14 protein-coding genes are annotated in these 18489 nt (G+C 68.1%); 5 read left to right on the forward strand and 9 right to left on the reverse strand.

Translation table 11 applies throughout. The features are described 5' to 3' along the window. Positions 1-6: 6 nt before the first annotated feature. A complete protein-coding gene (locus NMI01S_RS34230) occupies positions 7-528 on the reverse strand; it encodes a transglycosylase SLT domain-containing protein (protein WP_084513072.1) in 522 nt (173 codons plus the stop codon). Between the two features lie 536 nt (positions 529-1064). Then, the gene (locus NMI01S_RS18965) at positions 1065-2315 is read right to left on the reverse strand and encodes a T6SS phospholipase effector Tle1-like catalytic domain-containing protein (protein WP_084513073.1); all 1251 of its coding nucleotides are present in this window, start codon (positions 2313-2315) and stop codon (positions 1065-1067) included. Positions 2316-2841: 526 nt separating this feature from the next. Here NMI01S_RS18965 and dnaE point away from each other — a divergent pair. After that, a complete protein-coding gene (gene dnaE, locus NMI01S_RS18970) occupies positions 2842-6387 on the forward strand; it encodes a DNA polymerase III subunit alpha (RefSeq protein ID WP_062999023.1) in 3546 nt (1181 codons plus the stop codon). 48 nt (positions 6388-6435) lie between these two features. Here dnaE and NMI01S_RS18975 read toward each other — a convergent pair whose 3' ends face one another. Continuing rightward, positions 6436-6660, reverse strand: coding sequence for a hypothetical protein (locus tag NMI01S_RS18975; protein ID WP_062999025.1), 225 nt, complete (start codon positions 6658-6660; stop codon positions 6436-6438). A 108-nt stretch (positions 6661-6768) separates the two neighbouring features. Between NMI01S_RS18975 and NMI01S_RS18980 the strand changes: the two genes are divergently transcribed. Both NMI01S_RS18980 and ilvA read left to right on the forward strand, forming a co-directional pair. Further along, positions 6769-7212, forward strand: a complete 444-nt coding sequence (locus NMI01S_RS18980; protein ID WP_062999822.1) for a nitroreductase family deazaflavin-dependent oxidoreductase — start codon at positions 6769-6771, stop codon at positions 7210-7212. Positions 7213-7338: 126 nt separating this feature from the next. Beyond that, positions 7339-8694: a threonine ammonia-lyase IlvA gene (gene ilvA, locus NMI01S_RS18985; RefSeq protein ID WP_062999027.1), complete on the forward strand. Its 1356-nt coding sequence runs from the start codon at positions 7339-7341 to the stop codon at positions 8692-8694. Between the two features lie 57 nt (positions 8695-8751). Here the strand turns inward: ilvA and NMI01S_RS18990 are convergent, their stop codons facing one another. Beyond that, on the reverse strand, positions 8752-10002 hold the full coding sequence (locus NMI01S_RS18990; RefSeq protein WP_062999029.1) for a serine hydrolase domain-containing protein: 1251 nt from the start codon (positions 10000-10002) through the stop codon (positions 8752-8754). A gap of 220 nt (positions 10003-10222) precedes the next feature. Here NMI01S_RS18990 and NMI01S_RS18995 point away from each other — a divergent pair, with 220 nt between their 5' ends. Continuing rightward, positions 10223-11662 (forward strand): alpha/beta hydrolase family protein, encoded by a 1440-nt coding sequence (locus NMI01S_RS18995; protein WP_245716929.1) that lies wholly within the window; start codon positions 10223-10225, stop codon positions 11660-11662. 130 nt (positions 11663-11792) lie between these two features. Next, positions 11793-12410 (forward strand): class I SAM-dependent methyltransferase, encoded by a 618-nt coding sequence (locus tag NMI01S_RS19000; protein WP_062999031.1) that lies wholly within the window; start codon positions 11793-11795, stop codon positions 12408-12410. Between the two features lie 62 nt (positions 12411-12472). Here NMI01S_RS19000 and NMI01S_RS19005 read toward each other — a convergent pair whose 3' ends face one another. The 5 genes from NMI01S_RS19005 to NMI01S_RS19025 form a co-directional block, all read right to left on the reverse strand. Continuing rightward, a complete protein-coding gene (locus NMI01S_RS19005; protein ID WP_062999033.1) occupies positions 12473-12886 on the reverse strand; it encodes a VOC family protein in 414 nt (137 codons plus the stop codon). Positions 12887-12965: 79 nt separating this feature from the next. Continuing rightward, complete coding sequence (rarD, locus tag NMI01S_RS19010; protein WP_062999826.1) at positions 12966-13895, reverse strand: EamA family transporter RarD; 930 nt, start codon at positions 13893-13895, stop codon at positions 12966-12968. A 183-nt stretch (positions 13896-14078) separates the two neighbouring features. Next, the gene (locus NMI01S_RS19015; protein ID WP_062999035.1) at positions 14079-14918 is read right to left on the reverse strand and encodes a PhzF family phenazine biosynthesis protein; all 840 of its coding nucleotides are present in this window, start codon (positions 14916-14918) and stop codon (positions 14079-14081) included. 93 nt (positions 14919-15011) lie between these two features. Continuing rightward, the gene (locus NMI01S_RS19020; RefSeq protein ID WP_062999036.1) at positions 15012-17459 is read right to left on the reverse strand and encodes a cation-translocating P-type ATPase; all 2448 of its coding nucleotides are present in this window, start codon (positions 17457-17459) and stop codon (positions 15012-15014) included. Positions 17460-17558: 99 nt separating this feature from the next. Beyond that, positions 17559-18470 (reverse strand): ADP-ribosylglycohydrolase family protein, encoded by a 912-nt coding sequence (locus tag NMI01S_RS19025; RefSeq protein WP_062999828.1) that lies wholly within the window; start codon positions 18468-18470, stop codon positions 17559-17561. Between the last annotated feature and the right edge of the window lie 19 nt (positions 18471-18489).

Consider the following 18489-nt stretch of genomic DNA (forward strand, 5'->3'; position numbering starts at 1 on the left):
CCCGGATCAGTACGCCGAGAACACGCTGTCGATCGAGCCGTAGCGGTGCGCGGCGTAGTTGCAGGCGGCGGCGATGTTGGCGACCGGGTCGTAGATGTCCCCCGAGGTACCGTCGACGTGATAGGCGGCGAAGGTCGGATCGATGACCTGCATCAGGCCCTTGGACGGGATACCGGCCGCGGCGTTGGAGTCGTAGAGGTTGATGGCACGCGGGTTGCCGCCCGACTCGCGCATGACATTGCGGTAGATGCCGTCGTAGCTGCCCGGAATGCCGTGCTGCCCCATCACGAAGAGCGCGTGCTTGATCCAGCCGTCGAGGTTGTCGGAATAGGTCTGCGGGACCACCTGCTGCAGCGGCTGCGGCAGGTTCTGCAGGAATTGCTGAGCCTGATCCTGCTGCGGCTGCGGCAATCCCTGTACCAGCTGCTGCAGTTGTGGCGGCGCAGCGGGGGCATCGGCGTGGGCCGCGACGGGCACGGTGACGACGGCGGCGAGGACGGCGAGGGGTAACAGTCTTCTGATCTGCATGGTGATACGAACTCCGGATACGTCGAACGGTGGTGGGACCAGCGCGACGATCTACAGAACAAAAGCCCGCTCGCCGCGTTGAAAACAGACCGTTGGTCTGCTTCCTGGCGAGTCACAGAATGATTGCGGCAAGTTAACGTAAACATAACGTCAAGTGAACAACAGGTGTTATTACGCTGAGAAAAATCCGCTGGACCTGCAGTGATGTGTGCACCGGATCACACGCCGGTTTTATCTCGATCAGATCACGCACCACCGTCACAGGCCGAGCCGAGATCGCTGCGCACCCTTAAGCCACTGAGACACAAGCGAACCCGGGCGCGTACCGGAAGCGCCCGGGGACAAGTTTCAGCGGCCGGGATCGCCCGGCGGCGGACCGCTGCACACGACGGAAAATCACCGCCGCGAGGCCACTGGTTCGGAGACGACACCCCTGACGAGCGCCGGGAACCGGTCATTTCCGGCAGCAGCAGGCGGCACCGCGCCGGAGCCGCGGCACCGCGCCGCCGGCGAACGCCGGGAGCACGCGGTGACGCTCAGGCGGCGGTGCCGGCTACCGAGCCGCTGCCCGCCGGATGCTCTCCGCCCGGCGCCTGCTGTTCGGCTGCCGGGTGGGCACGGTCGGCGCCCTCGTCGTGCTCGCCCACCGGCAGGGTGGGCAGCGGTCCGGCGAGCTCCTCGGCCCAGCGGACGACATTCGGCGGGCGGTAGGTGGCGCACGGCGCGGCGCAGTCGGCGAGGTACACGCGCCGATCACCGGGTGCGGACAGACGGCGCCAGGAATCGGCGTAGAAGCGGGGGTTGCGCGGATGCAACGCCCAGCCGACGCGATTGAGGACGCGGTAGAAAAGGGTCAGCGAATCATGCGCCCTCGGAGGCGAATCCGCCGCCGCGACAGTCGAATCCGGCGCGGCGGCCGGCTGCGCCGGGGTGTGGCGGCTCAGCAGTTGTTCGACGCGCTCGTCGTCGAAACTCAGTCCCGCCCCGCGAGCCTGGTCGACCATCCAGCGCAGCGTGATGTCGGAGAGCCGGCTGTCGGCGTAGCCGCCGCCGATATCGGTGTGCACTCCCTCGAACCACACCTGCTGCACCCGGTCGGCGCCGGACGGGCCGCCCTCGGGGTCGTCGGTGACCTCCCACAGGCACGGTGCGTACATCCGGCGGCGTTCGTCGATCGCCAGCGCTTGCCGCGCGTACCGCACATTGCGCGACAGCCGCACATCGTGGAAGCGGTAGCGCCACGAGGTCAGCAGCGGCACCCCGAGCGCGCCGACGGTGTCGAAGACGCCGACGAAGGTGATCGGCACCGGGTAGATGCAGTGCCGCCGGCGGAATTCGATCCACTCCGGCCGATCCGGGCCGTCGGGATCCACTTTGCGCTGGCGGTAGATCGCCAGCGCCTCCGGATACGTCCGCTCGATCATCGCGTCGGCGGTGAGCAGCCCGAGCCGGTTGACCATTCCGACCAGACTGCGGGCGGTATAGGCCCCGCGACTGAAGCCGAAGACGTAGATCTCGTCCCCGGGCTCCCAATTCAGGGCGAGCTGCCAGTACATCGTGGACAGATTGGCGTCGAGTCCGAGCCCGAACGCGCCGCCGAGCAGTTTATCGGCCAGATAGCCGCGGGAGCCGGGGCCGTCGACATAGAAAACCCGTTGCCCCACATGGTCGCCCGTGTCGGTGACGGCACTCGACCGCACCGACTCGGCGATCTTCACAACATTGGAGACCGTCGGATTGCTCTCCGATCCCCACGTGCCGTCACAGCACACAACCAAACGCTTCATACCGGTAATCCTCCCGCCCCGTACCGTGTCGCTCGCGAGTAGCGAACTACTCGAATTATCGCGCCGGGCGTGTGTTTACGTTAATGCTCGCCCGCATCGGAGGGCAGGGATGCGAGTAGTGGAAGCGTGGCTGTCCGCGATCCGCCGGCAACTACCCGGGACGGCGTTCGACGCCGAAGACCAACGACGGCGACGGAGAGAATGATGACGGCCGACCGCCCTCGTCTCGGTCGACCGTCATCGGCGAGACGGGGAGCGGCACGTTGACCGCCGACCGCCGTGACGCACCGATCTGCCCTTGTGGACCGTTCGTCTCTCGCAGCCGGGTTATCGCTGCCCGGGCCGCGCGGCGTTACCGGGACCACTCGAATCCCTTCCGGCTATCGCGCGCGGCGGTGAGATTCGCCACGGTGATGCGGGAGGTTCGCGGCGATTCCGGCGGACTCGCCCGCCACGTGCACCCGTGAATTGCAGGCATGTAGTTCCCTGGCGCCGGGTGTCGGTCCGGTCGACTAGGATTCCTCGCGTGGCCGACTCGGGATTCGTACATCTGCACAATCACACCGAGTACTCGATGCTCGATGGCGCCGCCAAGATCACGCCCCTGTTCAAGGAGGCGGAGCGGCTCGGTATGACCGCGGTCGGCATGACCGACCACGGCAACATGTACGGCGCCTCGGAGTTCTACAACTCGGCCAAGAAGCAGGGCATCAAGCCGATCATCGGCATCGAGGCGTACATCGCGCCCGAGTCGCGGTTCAACACCAAGCGCGTGCAGTGGGGTGACCCGAGCCAGAAGAGCGACGACGTCTCCGGTTCCGGCGCCTACACGCATATGACGATGGTCGCCGAGAACGCGACCGGTCTGCGGAATCTGTTCAAACTGTCGAGCCTGGCCTCCATCGAGGGACAGCTCGGCAAGTGGGCGCGCATGGACGCCGAGATCATCGCCCAGCACGCCGAAGGGATCATCGCGACCACCGGCTGCCCGTCCGGCGAGGTGCAGACCCGGCTGCGACTGGGCCACGACCGCGAGGCCCTCGAGGCCGCGGCCAAGTGGCAGGAGATCTTCGGCAAGGACAACTTCTTCCTCGAGCTCATGGACCACGGGCTGTCCATCGAGCGCCGGGTGCGCGAGGGCCTGATCGAGGTCGGCAAGAAGCTGGGCATCCCGCCGCTGGCCACCAACGACTGCCACTACGTGCACGAAACAGACTCCACGAATCACGAAGCGCTGCTGTGCATTCAGACCGGTAAGACGCTCTCGGACCCGACCCGCTTCAAATTCGACGGCAGCGGCTACTACCTGAAGTCGGCCGCGGAGATGCGCGAGATCTGGGACGGCGAGGTCCCCGGCGCCTGCGACAACACCGTGCTGATCGGCGAGCGGGTGCAGTCCTACGAGGATGTGTGGACCCACCGCGACCGGATGCCGAAATTCCCGGTTCCCGAAGGTGAGACCGAGGCGTCGTGGCTGCGCAAGGAGGTCGCGCGCGGCCTCGAGTACCGCTTCCCCGACGGTGTCCCGCAGAAGTACCTCGACCAGGCCGAATACGAGATCAACGTCATCCTCGAGATGGGCTTCCCGGCCTACTTCCTGGTCGTCGGCGACCTCATCAACCACGCCCGCGAGGTCGGGATCCGGGTCGGGCCCGGTCGTGGTTCGGCCGCCGGTTCGCTGGTCGCCTACGCGCTGAAGATCACCAACATCGACCCGCTGCCGCACGGTCTGCTGTTCGAGCGATTTCTCAACCCCGAGCGCGTGTCGATGCCCGATATCGATATCGACTTCGACGATCGCCGCCGCGGTGAGATGGTCCGCTACGCCACCGAGAAGTGGGGCACCGACCGGGTCGCCCAGGTCATCACCTTCGGCACCATCAAAACGAAGGCAGCGCTGAAGGATTCGGCCCGCGTGCTGTTCGGCCAGCCCGGCTTCGCGATCGCCGACCAGATCACCAAGGCGCTGCCGCCGCCGATCATGGCCAAGGACATCTCGGTGTCGGGTATCACCGACCCCGAGCACGAGCGGTACAAGGAGGCCGCCGAGGTCCGCACCCTCATCGAATCCAATCCCGATATCGCCAAGATCTACGACACGGCGAAGGGGCTGGAAGGCCTGATCCGCAACGCCGGCGTGCACGCCTGCGCGGTGATCATGTCCTCGGAGCCGCTGACCGACGCGATCCCGGTCTGGAAGCGGGCCCAGGACGGCGCCATCATCACCGGCTGGGACTACCCGTCGTGCGAGGCCATCGGCCTGCTGAAGATGGACTTCCTCGGCCTGCGCAACCTCACCGTGCTCGGCGACGCGATCGACAACGCCAAGGCCAACCGCGGTGTCGACGTCGACCTGGACGCGCTGCCACTCGACGATCCGAAAACGTTCGAACTGCTCGCCCGCGGTGACACCCTCGGTGTGTTCCAGCTCGACGGTGGCCCCATGCGCGATCTGCTGCGACGCATGCAGCCCACCGCCTTCGAGGACATCGTGGCCGTCGGCGCGCTGTATCGCCCCGGCCCGATGGGCATGAACGCGCACAACGACTACGCCGACCGCAAGAACGGGCGCCAAGAGGTCAAGCCGATCCATCCGGAGCTGGAGGAGCCGCTCAAGGACATCCTCGGCGAGACCTACGGTCTGATCGTCTACCAAGAGCAGATCATGCACGTCGCGCAGAAGGTGGCCGGCTACTCGCTCGGACGAGCCGACATCCTGCGCCGCGCGATGGGTAAGAAGAAGGCCGAGGTGCTGGCCGCGGAGTTCGAGGGCTTCGAGAAGGGCATGTTGGAGAACGGTTTCTCCAAGGCCGCGATCAAGGCGCTGTGGGACACCATCCTCCCGTTCGCCGGCTACGCGTTCAACAAATCGCATGCCGCCGCGTACGGCCTGGTCTCCTATTGGACCGCCTACTTCAAGGCCAACTATCCGGCCGAGTACATGGCCGCCCTGCTCACCAGCGTCGGCGACGACAAGGACAAGGCCGCGGTCTACCTGTCGGACTGCCGCCGCCTCGGCATCACGGTGCTCCCGCCCGACGTCAACGAGTCCGAACAGAACTTCGCACCGGTCGGCACCGACATCCGTTTCGGCCTGGGCGCGGTGCGCAACGTCGGCACCAACGTGGTGTCCTCGATCATCGCCGCCCGCACCGAGAAGTCGAAGTTCACCGATTTCTCCGACTACCTGAACAAGATCGACACCATCGCCTGCACCAAGAAGGTCACCGAATCCCTCATCAAGGCAGGCGCTTTCGACTCGCTCGGCCATCCGCGCAAGGGACTGCTGCTGGTGCATTCCGACGCCATCGACGCGGTGATGGCCACCAAGAAGGCCGAGGCGATCGGGCAGTTCGACCTGTTCGGCGGGCTCGACGACGGGGACGATTCGATCTCGTCGGTCTTCGATGTCAAGGTGCCCGACGAGGAGTGGGAGGCCAAGCACAAGCTGGCCCTGGAACGCGAGATGCTGGGCCTCTACGTGTCCGGCCATCCGCTGAACGGGGTGGAGCATGTGCTCGCCGCACAGGCGGATACGCCGATCCCGGCGATTCTGCAGGGCGACGTCAAGGACGGCGCGCAGGTGACCATCGGCGGCATCCTCGCCTCGGTGACCAGGCGCGTCAACAAGAACGGAATGCCCTGGGCCTCAGCGCAACTGGAGGACCTCACCGGTGGTATCGAGGTGCTGTTCTTCCCGCAGGCCTATTCGGTGTACGGGATGGACATCGCCGAAGACGCCGTCGTGCTGGTGAAGGCGCGCGTCTCGGTGCGTGACGACCGGATCTCGCTGATCGCCAACGATCTGGTGGTGCCGGATCTGTCGTCGATCGGCATGGAGAAGCCGCTGGCGGTGACGATCCCGACCCGGCTGTGCACGCCCGACAAGGTGAGCGCGCTCAAGCGGGTCCTGTCCAGCCATCCCGGCACCGCCGATGTGCACATCCGCCACGTCGGATCGCGTGAGAAGACCACCCTGCTCAAGGTCGCCGACAACCTGCGGGTGTCGCCGTCCTCGGCGCTGATGGGAGATCTGAAGGCGCTGCTCGGCCCGGGCTGCCTCGCGAGCTGAGGACGTGCGCGGCGTCGCGCACCGACCGGGGCGTGGTGCCGTAGTCCGCTACCGGCGATCCGCCGCGACTCCCACGATCCAGCGCAGTGCCGCGACCCCGGCGCCGACCAGTACGGCGAGCTGCGCCGACCCGGTGATCAGGCCCAGCATCAGCGCGAGCAGCAGACCCAGCGCGACGGCCTCGAGTTTGTACACCGGCCACGGCACATCCGCGAGCCGCACCGTATGCGTGGCACGGCGGACCGGGCGAACGATGGGGCTGACCGCTGTCATGTGGTCAGGCTACACGTATCCCGAAGTTCGGTCCACCGAACATTCGCGGCGATCCGGTCACCAACGACGCCGGGAACACATCCGCGGCCATCGATTGTTATGCCGGGCATGCCACTCACCGGAGAATACGCACCCAGCCCGTCCGACTGGTCCCGCGAGCAGGCCGAGAAGTACGAAGCCTCCAACGGGACCCAAGCCAACACCCTGCTCGACCGCGGAATTCCGATCATCCTGGTCACCAGTGTCGGCGCCAAGACCGGCAAACTGCGCAAGACTCCGCTGATGCGCGTCGAGCACAATGGCGAGTACGCGGCGGTGGCCTCCCTCGGCGGCGCCCCGAAGCATCCGGTCTGGTACTACAACCTCAAGGCCAATCCGATCGTCGAACTGCGCGACGGCGACGTGGTCAAGGACTACACCGCGCGCGAGGTGACCGGCGAGGAGAAGGCCGTGTGGTGGGAGCGCGCGGTCGAGGCCTATCCGGACTACGCCGACTATCAGAAGAAGACCACCCGCGAGATCCCGGTCTTCGTCCTGACCCCGACGTCCTGATTCACCGGTCCGCGATCACCGCCGCGACGCCCGGCCCTCGGTCCGGGCGTCGCCGGTTTCCGGGCGTACCGGACCGCTGGGGAAACTGCCGCGCGCCGCACCTACCGCGACCGATAGCATGTTCGGGTGTCTGAACCGCTGGATGTCGTAGAGAAAGTATCCGCTCCGCTGCCCGAACTGAGCGCGGACGAGATCGACGCGGCCGCCAAGCGAATTTCCGACATCGTCGAGCCGACGCCGCTGCAGCGAATCGAGCGGTTGTCGGCGGCCACCGGCGCGAACGTCTACGTCAAGCGCGAGGATCTCACCGCGGTCCGCTCCTACAAGCTGCGCGGCGCCTACAACCTGATCGTGCAACTCGATGCCACCGAACGCGCGGCCGGTGTCGTCACCGCCAGCGCCGGCAATCACGCCCAGGGGGTGGCCTTCGCCTGCCGCGCGATGGGGATCCAGGGCCGCATCTACGTGCCGACCACCACACCCAAGCAGAAACGCGACCGCATCCGCGCCCACGGCGGCGAATTCGTGGAACTGATCGCCGTCGGCGACACCTTCGACGCGGCGGCCGCGGCGGCCGCCGCCGACGTCGCCCGCACCGGCGCCACCATGGTCCCGCCGTTCGACGACGCCCGCACCGCGGCCGGGCAGGGCACCGTGGCGGTGGAGATCCTCGAACAGCTGCCGACCGCCCCCGATCTGGTGATCATCCCCGTCGGCGGGGGCGGTTGCCTGGCCGGCATCGGCACCTATCTGCGCGACCGCTCGCCTACCACCGCCATCCTCGGCGTCGAACCGGCGGGCGCGGCCTCGATGACGGCCGCGCTCATCGCCGGGGGCCCGGTCACGCTGCCGCAGATCGATCCGTTCGTCGACGGCGCCGCCGTGCGGCGGGTGGGCGACCTACCCTACGCCACGGTGTCGAAGTTCGGTGGGCGCGTGGTGTCGCATGCGTCGCTACCGTTGCTCATCGGCACCGAATCCCCCAGGGGCGCAGGATCTTTCCGGATGATGCAGGTCGACGAGGGCGCCATCTGCACCGCCATGCTCGAGCTGTATCAGAACGAGGGTGTGATCGCCGAACCGGCGGGTGCGCTGGCGGTGGCCGCGCTGGCCGAGATCGATATCGAGCCGGGGTCGACAGTGGTGTGCCTGCTGTCGGGCGGCAACAACGACATCTCGCGCTACGGCGAGATCATCGAGCGCTCGCTGGTGCACCGGGGCCTCAAACACTATTTCCTGGTGAACTTCCCGCAGGAACCCGGTGCGCTGCGCCGCTTCCTCGACGAGGTACTCGGCCCCGACGACGACATCACCCTGTTCGAATACGTCAAGCGCAACAACCGGGAGACCGGGGCCGCGCTGGTCGGCATCGAACTGGGCGCGCCCTCCGGGCTGACGGCACTGCTGGCACGCATGGACGACTCGCCGATCCAATGCCAGCAGCTCGATCCCAACTCCCCCACCTACCGGTACCTCACCTGATCCCCGCCGAACTGCCCTGTGCCGTGGAATCTCCTGCGGCACAGGGCAGTTCGATGTTCACGCGGCGCGTCGCTGCGACGTGCGGCGGCCGTCGCGCATGGCCTTGGCGCCGCGCATCACCAGCGGCAGCACCCAGGCCGCGGCCAGCTGATCCCAGACGAACGACTGGGGCGTGAATCGGTTGTGCACGAAGCCGACCGACAGACCCAGGCGCGGTTCCGCCCAGCCGAACGACCCGGCCAGCCCGATATGGCCGAACCCGGAGGAAGCCCCCGGAATCGGGAACGTGTGATAGCCCAGATGCCACATCATCGGGAAGTAGAACAGGGCGTGATCGAGCCGGTGGGTCTGCACGCGCCGGATCTGGCGCATGGTCTGCGCCGACAGATACCGGCGACCGGCGATCATGCCGCCGTCGGCGAGCACACCGTAGACCGACGCCAGCGCGTTCGCGGTGAACACGCCGTTACCGGCGGGCATTTCGGTCGCGAGAATGGACGGTTCGTCACCATCGAACAGCGCGTGCAGTCCCGGCAGGAACAGCGCGCGAGTCGCGGCGCCGGCCGGCCCCGGGAAACGTCCGGCCTGCCCGAGAACCAGGGCACCCAGCGCGGTTCCGGCCACGGCCAGCCGGGAACCGGCGAGCGCGGCGACGGTGGTGCCCGAGTCCGGCGCCGGACGCCCGAGATGCAGGCCGTCGATGCCCAGCGGCTCGGAGACCTCGGTGCGGAACAGCTCGCGCATATTCATGCCGGTGACCGCCCGGGCCAGGCCCGCCAGCAGCCAGCCGTAGGTCAGGGCGTGGTAGGCGGGCACCCCCAGCAACCGGTCCGGCGCGGCGGCCGCCAGGCGGTGTTCCATGAGTTCGTGGTCGAGCACCTCGTCGAGTCCGCCGGCGACGGGCGGAAGCGAGGACAGTCCGGCGCGGTGAGTGAGCAACTGCGCCACCGTGATTCGCGATTTGCCCGCCGCACCGAATTCCGGCCAGTATTCGGCCACCGGAGCGGAGTAGTCGATCAGGCCGCGGTCGGCCAGGCGATGAATGACGGTGGAGGCGATGCCCTTGGTCGCGGAGAACGCGACGCTGCCCGTCTCGCGGGTCCAGGGCGTGGTGAGATCGGAGTAGCCGGTCCAGACATCGACCACCGGCTCACCGTGCCGAAGCACGGTCAGACCGCCTCCGGCTCCGGCACGGCCCCCGACGATCCGTGCGAAATTACGCACCAAGGGTTCGAACTCGACCGCGGCCGAGCCACGCACACCTGCGGGCAGAGCCGCAGAACCTGCGGGTAAAGCGTCGTTGCTCACAAAGCCTACGGTACGGGCGTACCGTTGCGCGGGCAACGACGTTGTCCGCACGGTGACACCCCCGAGACCGGTTCGACGCGGACCGCACGCGGCGCGGATCCGGCTTGTGACCTCCCCGGCCGCTCCGACATCCCCTGCCGTGACCTGCCGAAACAGCCCTGCGCCCGCGACGGTGTGCCATGGTTGAGACATGCGATCGCCGCGGTCTGAGAGCTCCGATTTGCCGGGATCCCGCGGCCGGGCGGGGACACCGCCGACATCGCGGCGGCATCGGGCCCTGATCGCGGCGGTCGCCACGCTGCTCGCCGTGGCCCTGGCGGCCTGCTCGACTTCCGACAAGGTGACCGCGACGCCGCGCCCCGCACCGGTCACCGGCGACTGGAACGGGGTGGTGCCGCTGCCGAATCAGCAGCTGCCGATCGGGGTGACCTTCACCGAAGGCGGTGGGAGCGTGACGGTTCCGGCGCAGGGCATCTTCGATCTGCCCCTCGAACAGGTCGATATCGCGCCCGATGCGATCGCCTTCACGATCCCCGGACTGCCGGGCGATCCGCACTTCAACGGCCGCTACGACCGTCGCGCCGATGTCGTCACCGGCACCTTCACCCAGTCCGGTCACGATCTGGCGCTGACCCTGCACCGCGGGAAAGTGCCGGCCCCGCTGCGCCCGCAGGAGCCGCCTCCGCCGTGGCCGTATCTCTCCGAGGACGTCGGCTACCGCAGCAGCGACGGCACCGCCATCGCCGGGACGCTCACCCGGCCGCGAGGGCCGGGACCGTATCCGGCCGTCGTCCTGGTATCCGGCAGCGGACCACAGGATCGCAACGAGGAGATCGCCGGGCACAAACCGTTCCTGCTTCTCGCCGATACGCTCACCCGCGCCGGATACGCCGTTCTGCGCACCGACGACCGAGGCGTGGGCGGCACCGGCGGACAGCTCGACACCTGCAGCTACACCGACCTCACCGACGACATCATGGCCGGGCTGGGCTATCTGCGCAGCCGCCCCGACATCGACGGCAACCACATCGGCCTGCTCGGCCACAGCGAGGGCGGCTATCTCGCACCGCTGGCCGCCACCCGCCCCGACAGCCGGCTCGCCTTCGTGATCATGATGGCCGGGCCGGCGGTGCCGGGCTCGGAGGTGCTGCTCGCACAGAACGAGCTGATGCTGCGCAGCGAGCACGCCGACGCCGACGCCATCCGCGCACAGGTCGGCTACATCACCACGCTGACCACGTTGATCCGTACCGGTGACGACGAGCAGGTCCGCCGCTTCGCCACCGAACACAACGACTCGCTACCGCCGGAGCAGCGCCAGCCGCAGTCGGCGATCGATCAGCTGACCACGCCGTATTTCCAGGCCCTGGTCGACTACGACCCGGCACCGGCCCTGCGGGCGCTGCGCATTCCGGTGCTGGCCTTCTACGGGACCAAGGACGTGCAGGTTCCCGCCGCCCAGAGCGCCCCGGCCGCCCGGGCGGATCTGGCGGGCGACCCGAATGCCGACGTCCGCGTCTTCGACGGACTCAACCATCTGATGCAGCCCGCCGATACCGGTAGCCCGAAGGAATATCCGACGATCGAAACGACGATCGCACCCGAGGTGCTGAACTACATCACGACGTGGCTGGGCACATACGTCACCCCGGTGCCGTAGCGATCCGGGCGGCGTGAACGCTCGGACGTAGTTGGTTTCCGGGACACAGACGATCGCGGCCGCCGGCATACGTCACCCCGGTGTGCCCTGGCGGGTAGCGGCGCGCAGGGCGACTTGACACAGTGAGGGGGTGGGAATCTACAGCGAGCGGTTGCTGCCGCGGTTGACGGATCGGGTGTGCGGAGTGGCGGCCAACGACCGGTTGCGCCGCCGGGTGTGTGCCGGGTTGCGCGGCCGGGTCGTGGAGATCGGTTTCGGCTCGGGCCGCAACGTGCCGTTCTATCCCGCCGGGGTGAGTCGCGTCAGTGCCGTGGAACCGGCGGATCTGGGGTGGCGGCTGGCGGCGAAACGGGTCGCGGATTCGCCGGTGCCGGTGGAACGGGCGGGGCTGGACGGACAGGCATTGCCCTTCGCGGACAACAGTTTCGACAGCGCGTTGTCGACCTGGACGCTGTGCACGATTCCGGATATCGCCGTCGCGCTGCGGGAGGTGCGGCGAGTTCTGATGCCCGGCGCCACTTTCCACTTCGTCGAACACGGTCTGGCGCCGGACGCGAACGTGCGCAACTGGCAGCATCGGCTCGATCCGATCCAGCAGGTGATCGCGGGTGGCTGCCACCTGAACCGCGATATCCGAGGATTGCTGGACGAGGCCGGATTCGAGATCACCGAGCTGGATCGGTTCTACGATTCTCCGGCGCCGAAGACGTTCGCCGCACTGTCGCTCGGTATCGCCGTCTCGCCTTGACGGCGACGAAGTCGATATCGGAAAAACCGGCGGCCGAAGCGAATTCGGCCGCCGGTCGCGCACTACCGCTGTTCGCCGGTCGCCGCTGGCCAACCGCCGTACGGTACGGTCAGCAATTCCATGTAGTGACCGCTGGGGTCGAGGAAATAGATTCCGCGACCGCCGTCGTTGTGGTTGATCTCGCCTTCCCGGCTCTGCTGCGGGTCGGCCCAGAACGGCAGCCCGCGATCCCGGATCTTCGCGTAGGCCGCGTCGAATTCGGGTTCGGAGACCAGCAGGGCGTAATGCTGCGGCTGAATCTCGGTGATATGCGGCGGGACCCGGGCGAAGTCGAAGGTGACGCCGTTGTGCACGGTGACCGGAATGAACGGACCCCACGGCGTTCCCACACTCAACCCCAGAATATCGGCCCAGAATTGCGCCGATTCCCGATTGTCACGACAGCCGACAATGGTGTGGTTGAACTGGATGGACAGGATTTCTCCTCTGATAGTGACGATCCCGACCCCGGACCGGTACTCGTCGGCCTACGGGAGCATCGCCACGAATCCGACATTAACCCAGCGCGTCCCGCCGTGCCAAGCGCCGGGACCGCCGCAGCGCGTCCCCGGTGAAGACCGCCAGAGCCGTCCAGATCAGCCCGAATCCGATCCAGCGCGAGGCCGGCATCGGCTCGTGCCCCACCAGCACACCCCAGGCCAATTGCAGTGCGGGAGTGAGGTATTGCAGAATCCCCATGGTCGACAGCGGCACCCGCGAGGCGGCGAAGGCGAACAGCAACAGCGGGATCAGCGTCACCGGGCCGGTGGCGACCATCAGGGCGGTGTGGCCGGCTCCGTGCCCGAACTCGGCGTCCCCGCGCACGCCCAGCGCGATGACGACGGCCAGCGCGAACGGCGCGGACACCACGCCCTCGGCGGCGACGCTGCGCATCGGGTCGAGCCGGATGACCTTCTTCACCAGACCGTAGGTGGCGAACGAACAGGCCAGGACGAGCGCGATCACCGGCGGCTTGCCGTAGTCGACGGTCAGCACCACCACCGCGGCGCCGCCGAGCCCGAGCGCGACCCACTGCGGCCACACCAGCCGCTCCCGGAACAGCACGACCGCGAACAGGACCGTGACGAGCGGATTGATGAAATAGCCGAGCGCGCACTCCACCACGTGCCCCGATGTCACGCCGTAGACGTAGGTCCCCCAGTTGATCGAGATCGCCGCCGCGGCCACCGCCGCCAGCCGCCAGGTGCGGCCGTCGATCGCCCCCAGTTCACGCAACCGCCCGGCCGCCAGCAGCAACACCAGCACCACGACCAGGGTCCACAGAATCCGCTGCGCCAGGATCTCCACCGGTCCCGCGAAGTCGAGCAATCCGAAGAACGCGGGAAACATTCCCCAGATCAGATACGCCCCCGCGCCGACCGCCACCCCGCCACCGGTGAGCGACCGCCCGAGCCGCCGCCGCACCGAGCCACCCGCGCCGGACATCTCCTCCGTACCACTCACCGCTCCACGCACCCGCACGAGCGGCACGCTACTTCCGTCCGGCAACATCTGTCGAGCAGGTTTCGGACGGCGCTCTCGTCGGCACCGCGCGGATCGCCGGCGCGGTCGCGGTGCCGAACCCACCCTGGAGCGCCGACCGAAGCAGTGCGCCCCTTCCCCGTCTCCTCACTGCGGAAGGGACAGGGTCTCCTCGTGCGGCAGACGCACCACACCGTCGAGGTAGCGGTGGCAGCGGCCGGTCAGCAACACCCGGGAGCCGCTCACCGTGCACCGCAGCCGGCCCGTCCGGGCGGACAACTGGCGGGCCGATAATTCGCTGCGGCCGAGATCGCGGGCCCACAGCGGTGCCAGCTGGGCATGCGCCGAGCCGGTGACCGGATCCTCGTCGACGCCGACCCCGGGGGCGAAGAAGCGGGAGACGAAATCGCAGCGGTCACCGCGCGCGGTGAGGATCACACCGCGCCGCAGCGCCGGAAAGGCGCCGAAACGAGGGCGAGCCCGGCGCACTTCGGCTTCGGTGTCGACCACGACCACCTCGTCCTGGCCGGTCAGCACGCGCACCGGGCGCACCCCGAGCGCCGCGATCAGATCCGGGTCCGGGACGGTGTCCACCGATTCCACCAGCGGCAGGTCGAGCTCGAGCTCCGGGCCGGTGCGTTCGACGCCGAGCCAGCCGCTGCGGGTGAAGAAGTGCAGCCTTTCGGCGGTGGGATGCATATCGTCGAAGATCTGCGCCGCGGTGGCGAGGGTGGCGTGCCCGCACAGGTCGACCTCGGTGGCCGGGGTGAACCAGCGCAGCCAGAACGCCGGGCCGTCACCGGGCGGCAAGCCGGCCTCCACCGGCAGCGCCGAGGTGTAGAAGGCCGTCTCGGACAGCCGGTTCTCCTCGGCCAGCCGCTGCAGCAGCTCGTCGGGCAACCAGCCCAGCAGCGGCATCACCGCCGCTGGATTACCCGTGAAGGGCGCATCCGCGAACGCATCGATCTGATGCAGCAGGACCTCCATACTGCCGAAGGTACCCGCGTTGCGAATCGATGCGGGGCACAAGGACGTTCACGGCGCGCCATACCATGCGACCAGTTGACGTGCCGTCGCGGCTCAGTCCTTGTGCCCCACGGGCTTCCGGCCCGGCGAATCCGGGAACAGGTGCCGCTGTTCGCCGGTCACCATCGCGGTGATCCACCACGCCACCTCCACCAGCACGATGCCGACGGCACCGCAGGCGAATGCCACCCCGGTCAGCTCCGCGTTCGACGGGTCGAGTTTGAAGAAGTGCCGGGTGAACGGCACCGTGAACAGGATCAGATAGCCCGCGACCGACCCGGCGATGAGCGCGATCTTCCACCAGTTCCACGGCCGCGCCACGATCGCCAGCACCCACACCGCGATCACCAGCAGCGTGATCAGCGCCGTCGTGCCGATCTGCACCTCGCGCGCCTCGGCCGGCAGACTCTGGTCCGCACTCCAATAGGCGATCAGATAGGCGATGAAGGTCATCACCCCGATCACCGTGCCGGAGGGGATCGCCAGCCGCAGCACCCGCGGCACGAAACCCGTTCGCGCCCTTTCGTTGTTGGGAGCCAGCGAGAGGATGAAGGCCGGGATGCCGATGGTGAACCAGGCGGCGATGGTGACGTGGCGCGGCAGGAACGGATACGACAGCGGGGCGTAATCGAAGATCTGCGATCCGATGCCGGCCACGCCGACCAGGAAGGCCAGCAGGACCGAGTACACGGTCTTGGTGAGGAACAGGTTCGAGACGCGCTCGATATTGCCGATCACCCGCCGGCCCTCCCCCACCACGTACGGCAGGGTGGCGAAACGGTTGTCCAGCAACACGATCTGCGCGACCGCGCGGGTGGCCGGACTGCCCGAACCCATCGCGACACCGATATCGGCGTCCTTGAGCGCCAGCACGTCGTTGACGCCGTCGCCGGTCATCGCGACGGTGTGCCCACGCGACTGCAACGCACCCACCATCGCACGCTTCTGATCCGGGCGGACGCGGCCGAAGGTGGTTTCACGGTCCAGCACATCGGCCAATTCCCCCTGGGCGGTGGGCAATCGGCGCGCGTCGACGGCATGGTCCCCGCCGGGCAGGCCGAGCGAGGACGCCACCGCGCCCACCGACACCGCGTTGTCGCCGGAGATCACCTTGATCGAGACATCCTGGCCGGCAAAGTAATCCAGTGTTTCGCGGGCATCCGGGCGCACCTTCTGTTCCAGCACCACCAGCGCCTGCGGCGTCACCGTGCCCGGCGCGTCCGGGTCGTCGACGGGGCGATCCGAGGAGGCCAGCAGCAGCACCCGCAGGCCCTGCGCGCCGATGTCCTGCGCGGTGGCGGCGATGCCGGAATCGGGATCGAGCAGCACGTCCGGTGCGCCGAGCAGCCAGTTCCCGTGCTCGCCGTAGGAGAGGCCGCTCCACTTCTTGGCCGAGCTGAACGGCGCGACCGCGGTGGACGACCAGTCCGGATCCTCCGTCATGGCCTCGGCGATGGCCAGCACGCTGGCGTTGGGACGCGGATCGTCGTGGGCGAGCGCGGCCAGGACCGAGCGCAACCGCTGTTCGGGCACATCGCCGACCACCCGCAGCTGCGACAGCCGCATCCCGTTTTCGGTGAGGGTGCCGGTCTTGTCCGCGCACACCACGTCGACCCGGGCCAGGCCCTCGATCGCCGGCAGCTCCTGAACGAGGCATTTGCGCTGGCCCAGCCGCACGACGCCGACCGCGAACGCGATCGAGGTCATCAGCACCAGGCCCTCCGGCACCATCGGGACGAGCGCGGCGACCATACCGTTCAGCGCGTGCCGCCAGCTCTGGTGGCTGGAGAACAGCTGGTTGTAGATGGTGACCAACCCCGCCGGAATCAGCAGGTAGGTGATCACTTTGAGGATGGTGTCGATACCGCTGCGCAGCTCCGAGTCGACCAGGGTGAATTTCGAGGCCTCGTCGGCCAGTTGCGCCGCGTAGGCGTCCTTGCCGACCTTGGTGGCCCGGTAGGCGCCCGATCCGGCGACCACGTAACTGCCGGACATCACCTTCGCGCCGACCGTTTTGTCGATCGGATCGGCCTCACCGGTGAGCAGGGATTCGTCGACCTCGAGCAGTTCGCATTCGACGACCTCGCCGTCGACCACGATCTGATCACCGGGACCCAGTTCGATCAGATCGTCGAGCACCACTTCCTTGGGGCCGACCTCGGTGGCGGCGCCGTCGCGGCGCACCACCGGCTTGGCCTGGCCGACGATGGCGAGTTTGTCCAGGGTCTGCTTGGCGCGCAGCTCCTGCACGATGCCGACCACGCTGTTGGCCACGATCAGCAGGCCGAACATGCCGTCGATGATCGATCCGGTGGCCAGGACCAGCACGAACAGGACGCCGAGGATGGCGTTGATCCGGGTGAACACATTGGCCCGGACGATGTCGGCAACCGATCGGCTCGCGCGATCCGGCACATCGTTGGTCTGCCCGTCACGAACGCGCTGTGCGACCTCGGACGCGGTCAGACCCGGTGCGCGCGCTTGCTGCTCGGTGATCGACATGTCCGACAGCCTAGAGCGTTTCCGGCGAATCGGACGGCATCCGGTACCGGGCCCCGAAGTGGGCAACCATCGGGCATCCGGTCGTGCGTGGTGCGCGGTTCAGCGATCGACGATGCGGCGGGTGAGCGCGACCAGATCGTCACCGCGCAGCCGCGGATATCCGTGCAGCAGCGCGACCCACTGCGGCGGGATCGCCGAGGCACCCCAGCGGGCGCCCAGTAATCCGCCCGCGATGGCGGCGGTGGTATCGGTATCGCCGCCCGCGCGCACGGCTGCTTCCAGCGCGGCCGGCAGGGATTCGGTATGGGTGATCGCCCACCAGGCCGTCTGCAGCGCGTGCACCACCCAGCCGTTCTTCGGGAAGTCCGCGGGATCGCCGGATTCGGCCTCGTCCAGCAGAGCGGCCCAGAAATCGGCGTCCACGAAGGCCAGGCCGCCGCGCACGCCGTCGTAGTCGCCGTAGAGCACGGCATGCCGGATCGCCCACGTCCACAGCACGCACGCCTCGCCGGCCCGCACATCGCTGTGGGTGAGTTCGCTCACCGCCCGGGCGGCGCGGGCGCAGTTGTCCGGATCGTCGAGATAGCACAGGGCCACCGGCGCGGTGCGCATCAGCGATCCGTTGCCGCCGGTGAGCCCATCGAGTTCGAACGAGCGGCGGCGCATATCGGCCGCGTCCGCGCTGCGCCACTGCAGCACCTGACTGGTCTGATATCCGACGTCCTTGGGCCGGCTGTCCCACCAGCGCACGAACTGCCGGGCGACGGCGTCCAAGCCCGCCGGGTGGTGCAGCGCACCGTGTTCGGCGGCCGCGAGCGCGACCCCCACCGCCATCGCGGTGTCGTCGGTCCACTCCCCCGGCTCCCACCGCAGTGAGCCGCCACCGCGCATCTCGATCACCGAATCCGCTGCCGGATGGGTGAATTCGTAGCCGGCGCCCAGGGCGTCACCGGCGGCGGTCCCCAGCAGCACCCCCTGTGCCCTGTCCCGCAGCCCTGCGTCTCGATGCACCGGCACATCCTCTCCCCTC

It is taken from the genome of Nocardia mikamii NBRC 108933 (genome assembly GCF_001613505.1).
In the GTDB taxonomy this organism is placed as follows: domain Bacteria; phylum Actinomycetota; class Actinomycetes; order Mycobacteriales; family Mycobacteriaceae; genus Nocardia; species Nocardia mikamii.

Coding starts and splice junctions, on each gene's coding strand:
- NMI01S_RS19020 (WP_062999036.1), bottom strand. CDS start 17,459: ATGTCGATCACCGAGCAGCAAGCGCGCGCACCGGGTCTGACCGCGTCC.
- NMI01S_RS19015 (WP_062999035.1), bottom strand. CDS start 14,918: ATGGAGGTCCTGCTGCATCAGATCGATGCGTTCGCGGATGCGCCCTTC.
- NMI01S_RS18980 (WP_062999822.1), top strand. CDS start 6,769: ATGCCACTCACCGGAGAATACGCACCCAGCCCGTCCGACTGGTCCCGC.
- rarD (WP_062999826.1), bottom strand. CDS start 13,895: ATGTCCGGCGCGGGTGGCTCGGTGCGGCGGCGGCTCGGGCGGTCGCTC.
- NMI01S_RS18965 (WP_084513073.1), bottom strand. CDS start 2,315: ATGAAGCGTTTGGTTGTGTGCTGTGACGGCACGTGGGGATCGGAGAGC.
- NMI01S_RS34230 (WP_084513072.1), bottom strand. CDS start 528: ATGCAGATCAGAAGACTGTTACCCCTCGCCGTCCTCGCCGCCGTCGTC.
- NMI01S_RS18975 (WP_062999025.1), bottom strand. CDS start 6,660: ATGACAGCGGTCAGCCCCATCGTTCGCCCGGTCCGCCGTGCCACGCAT.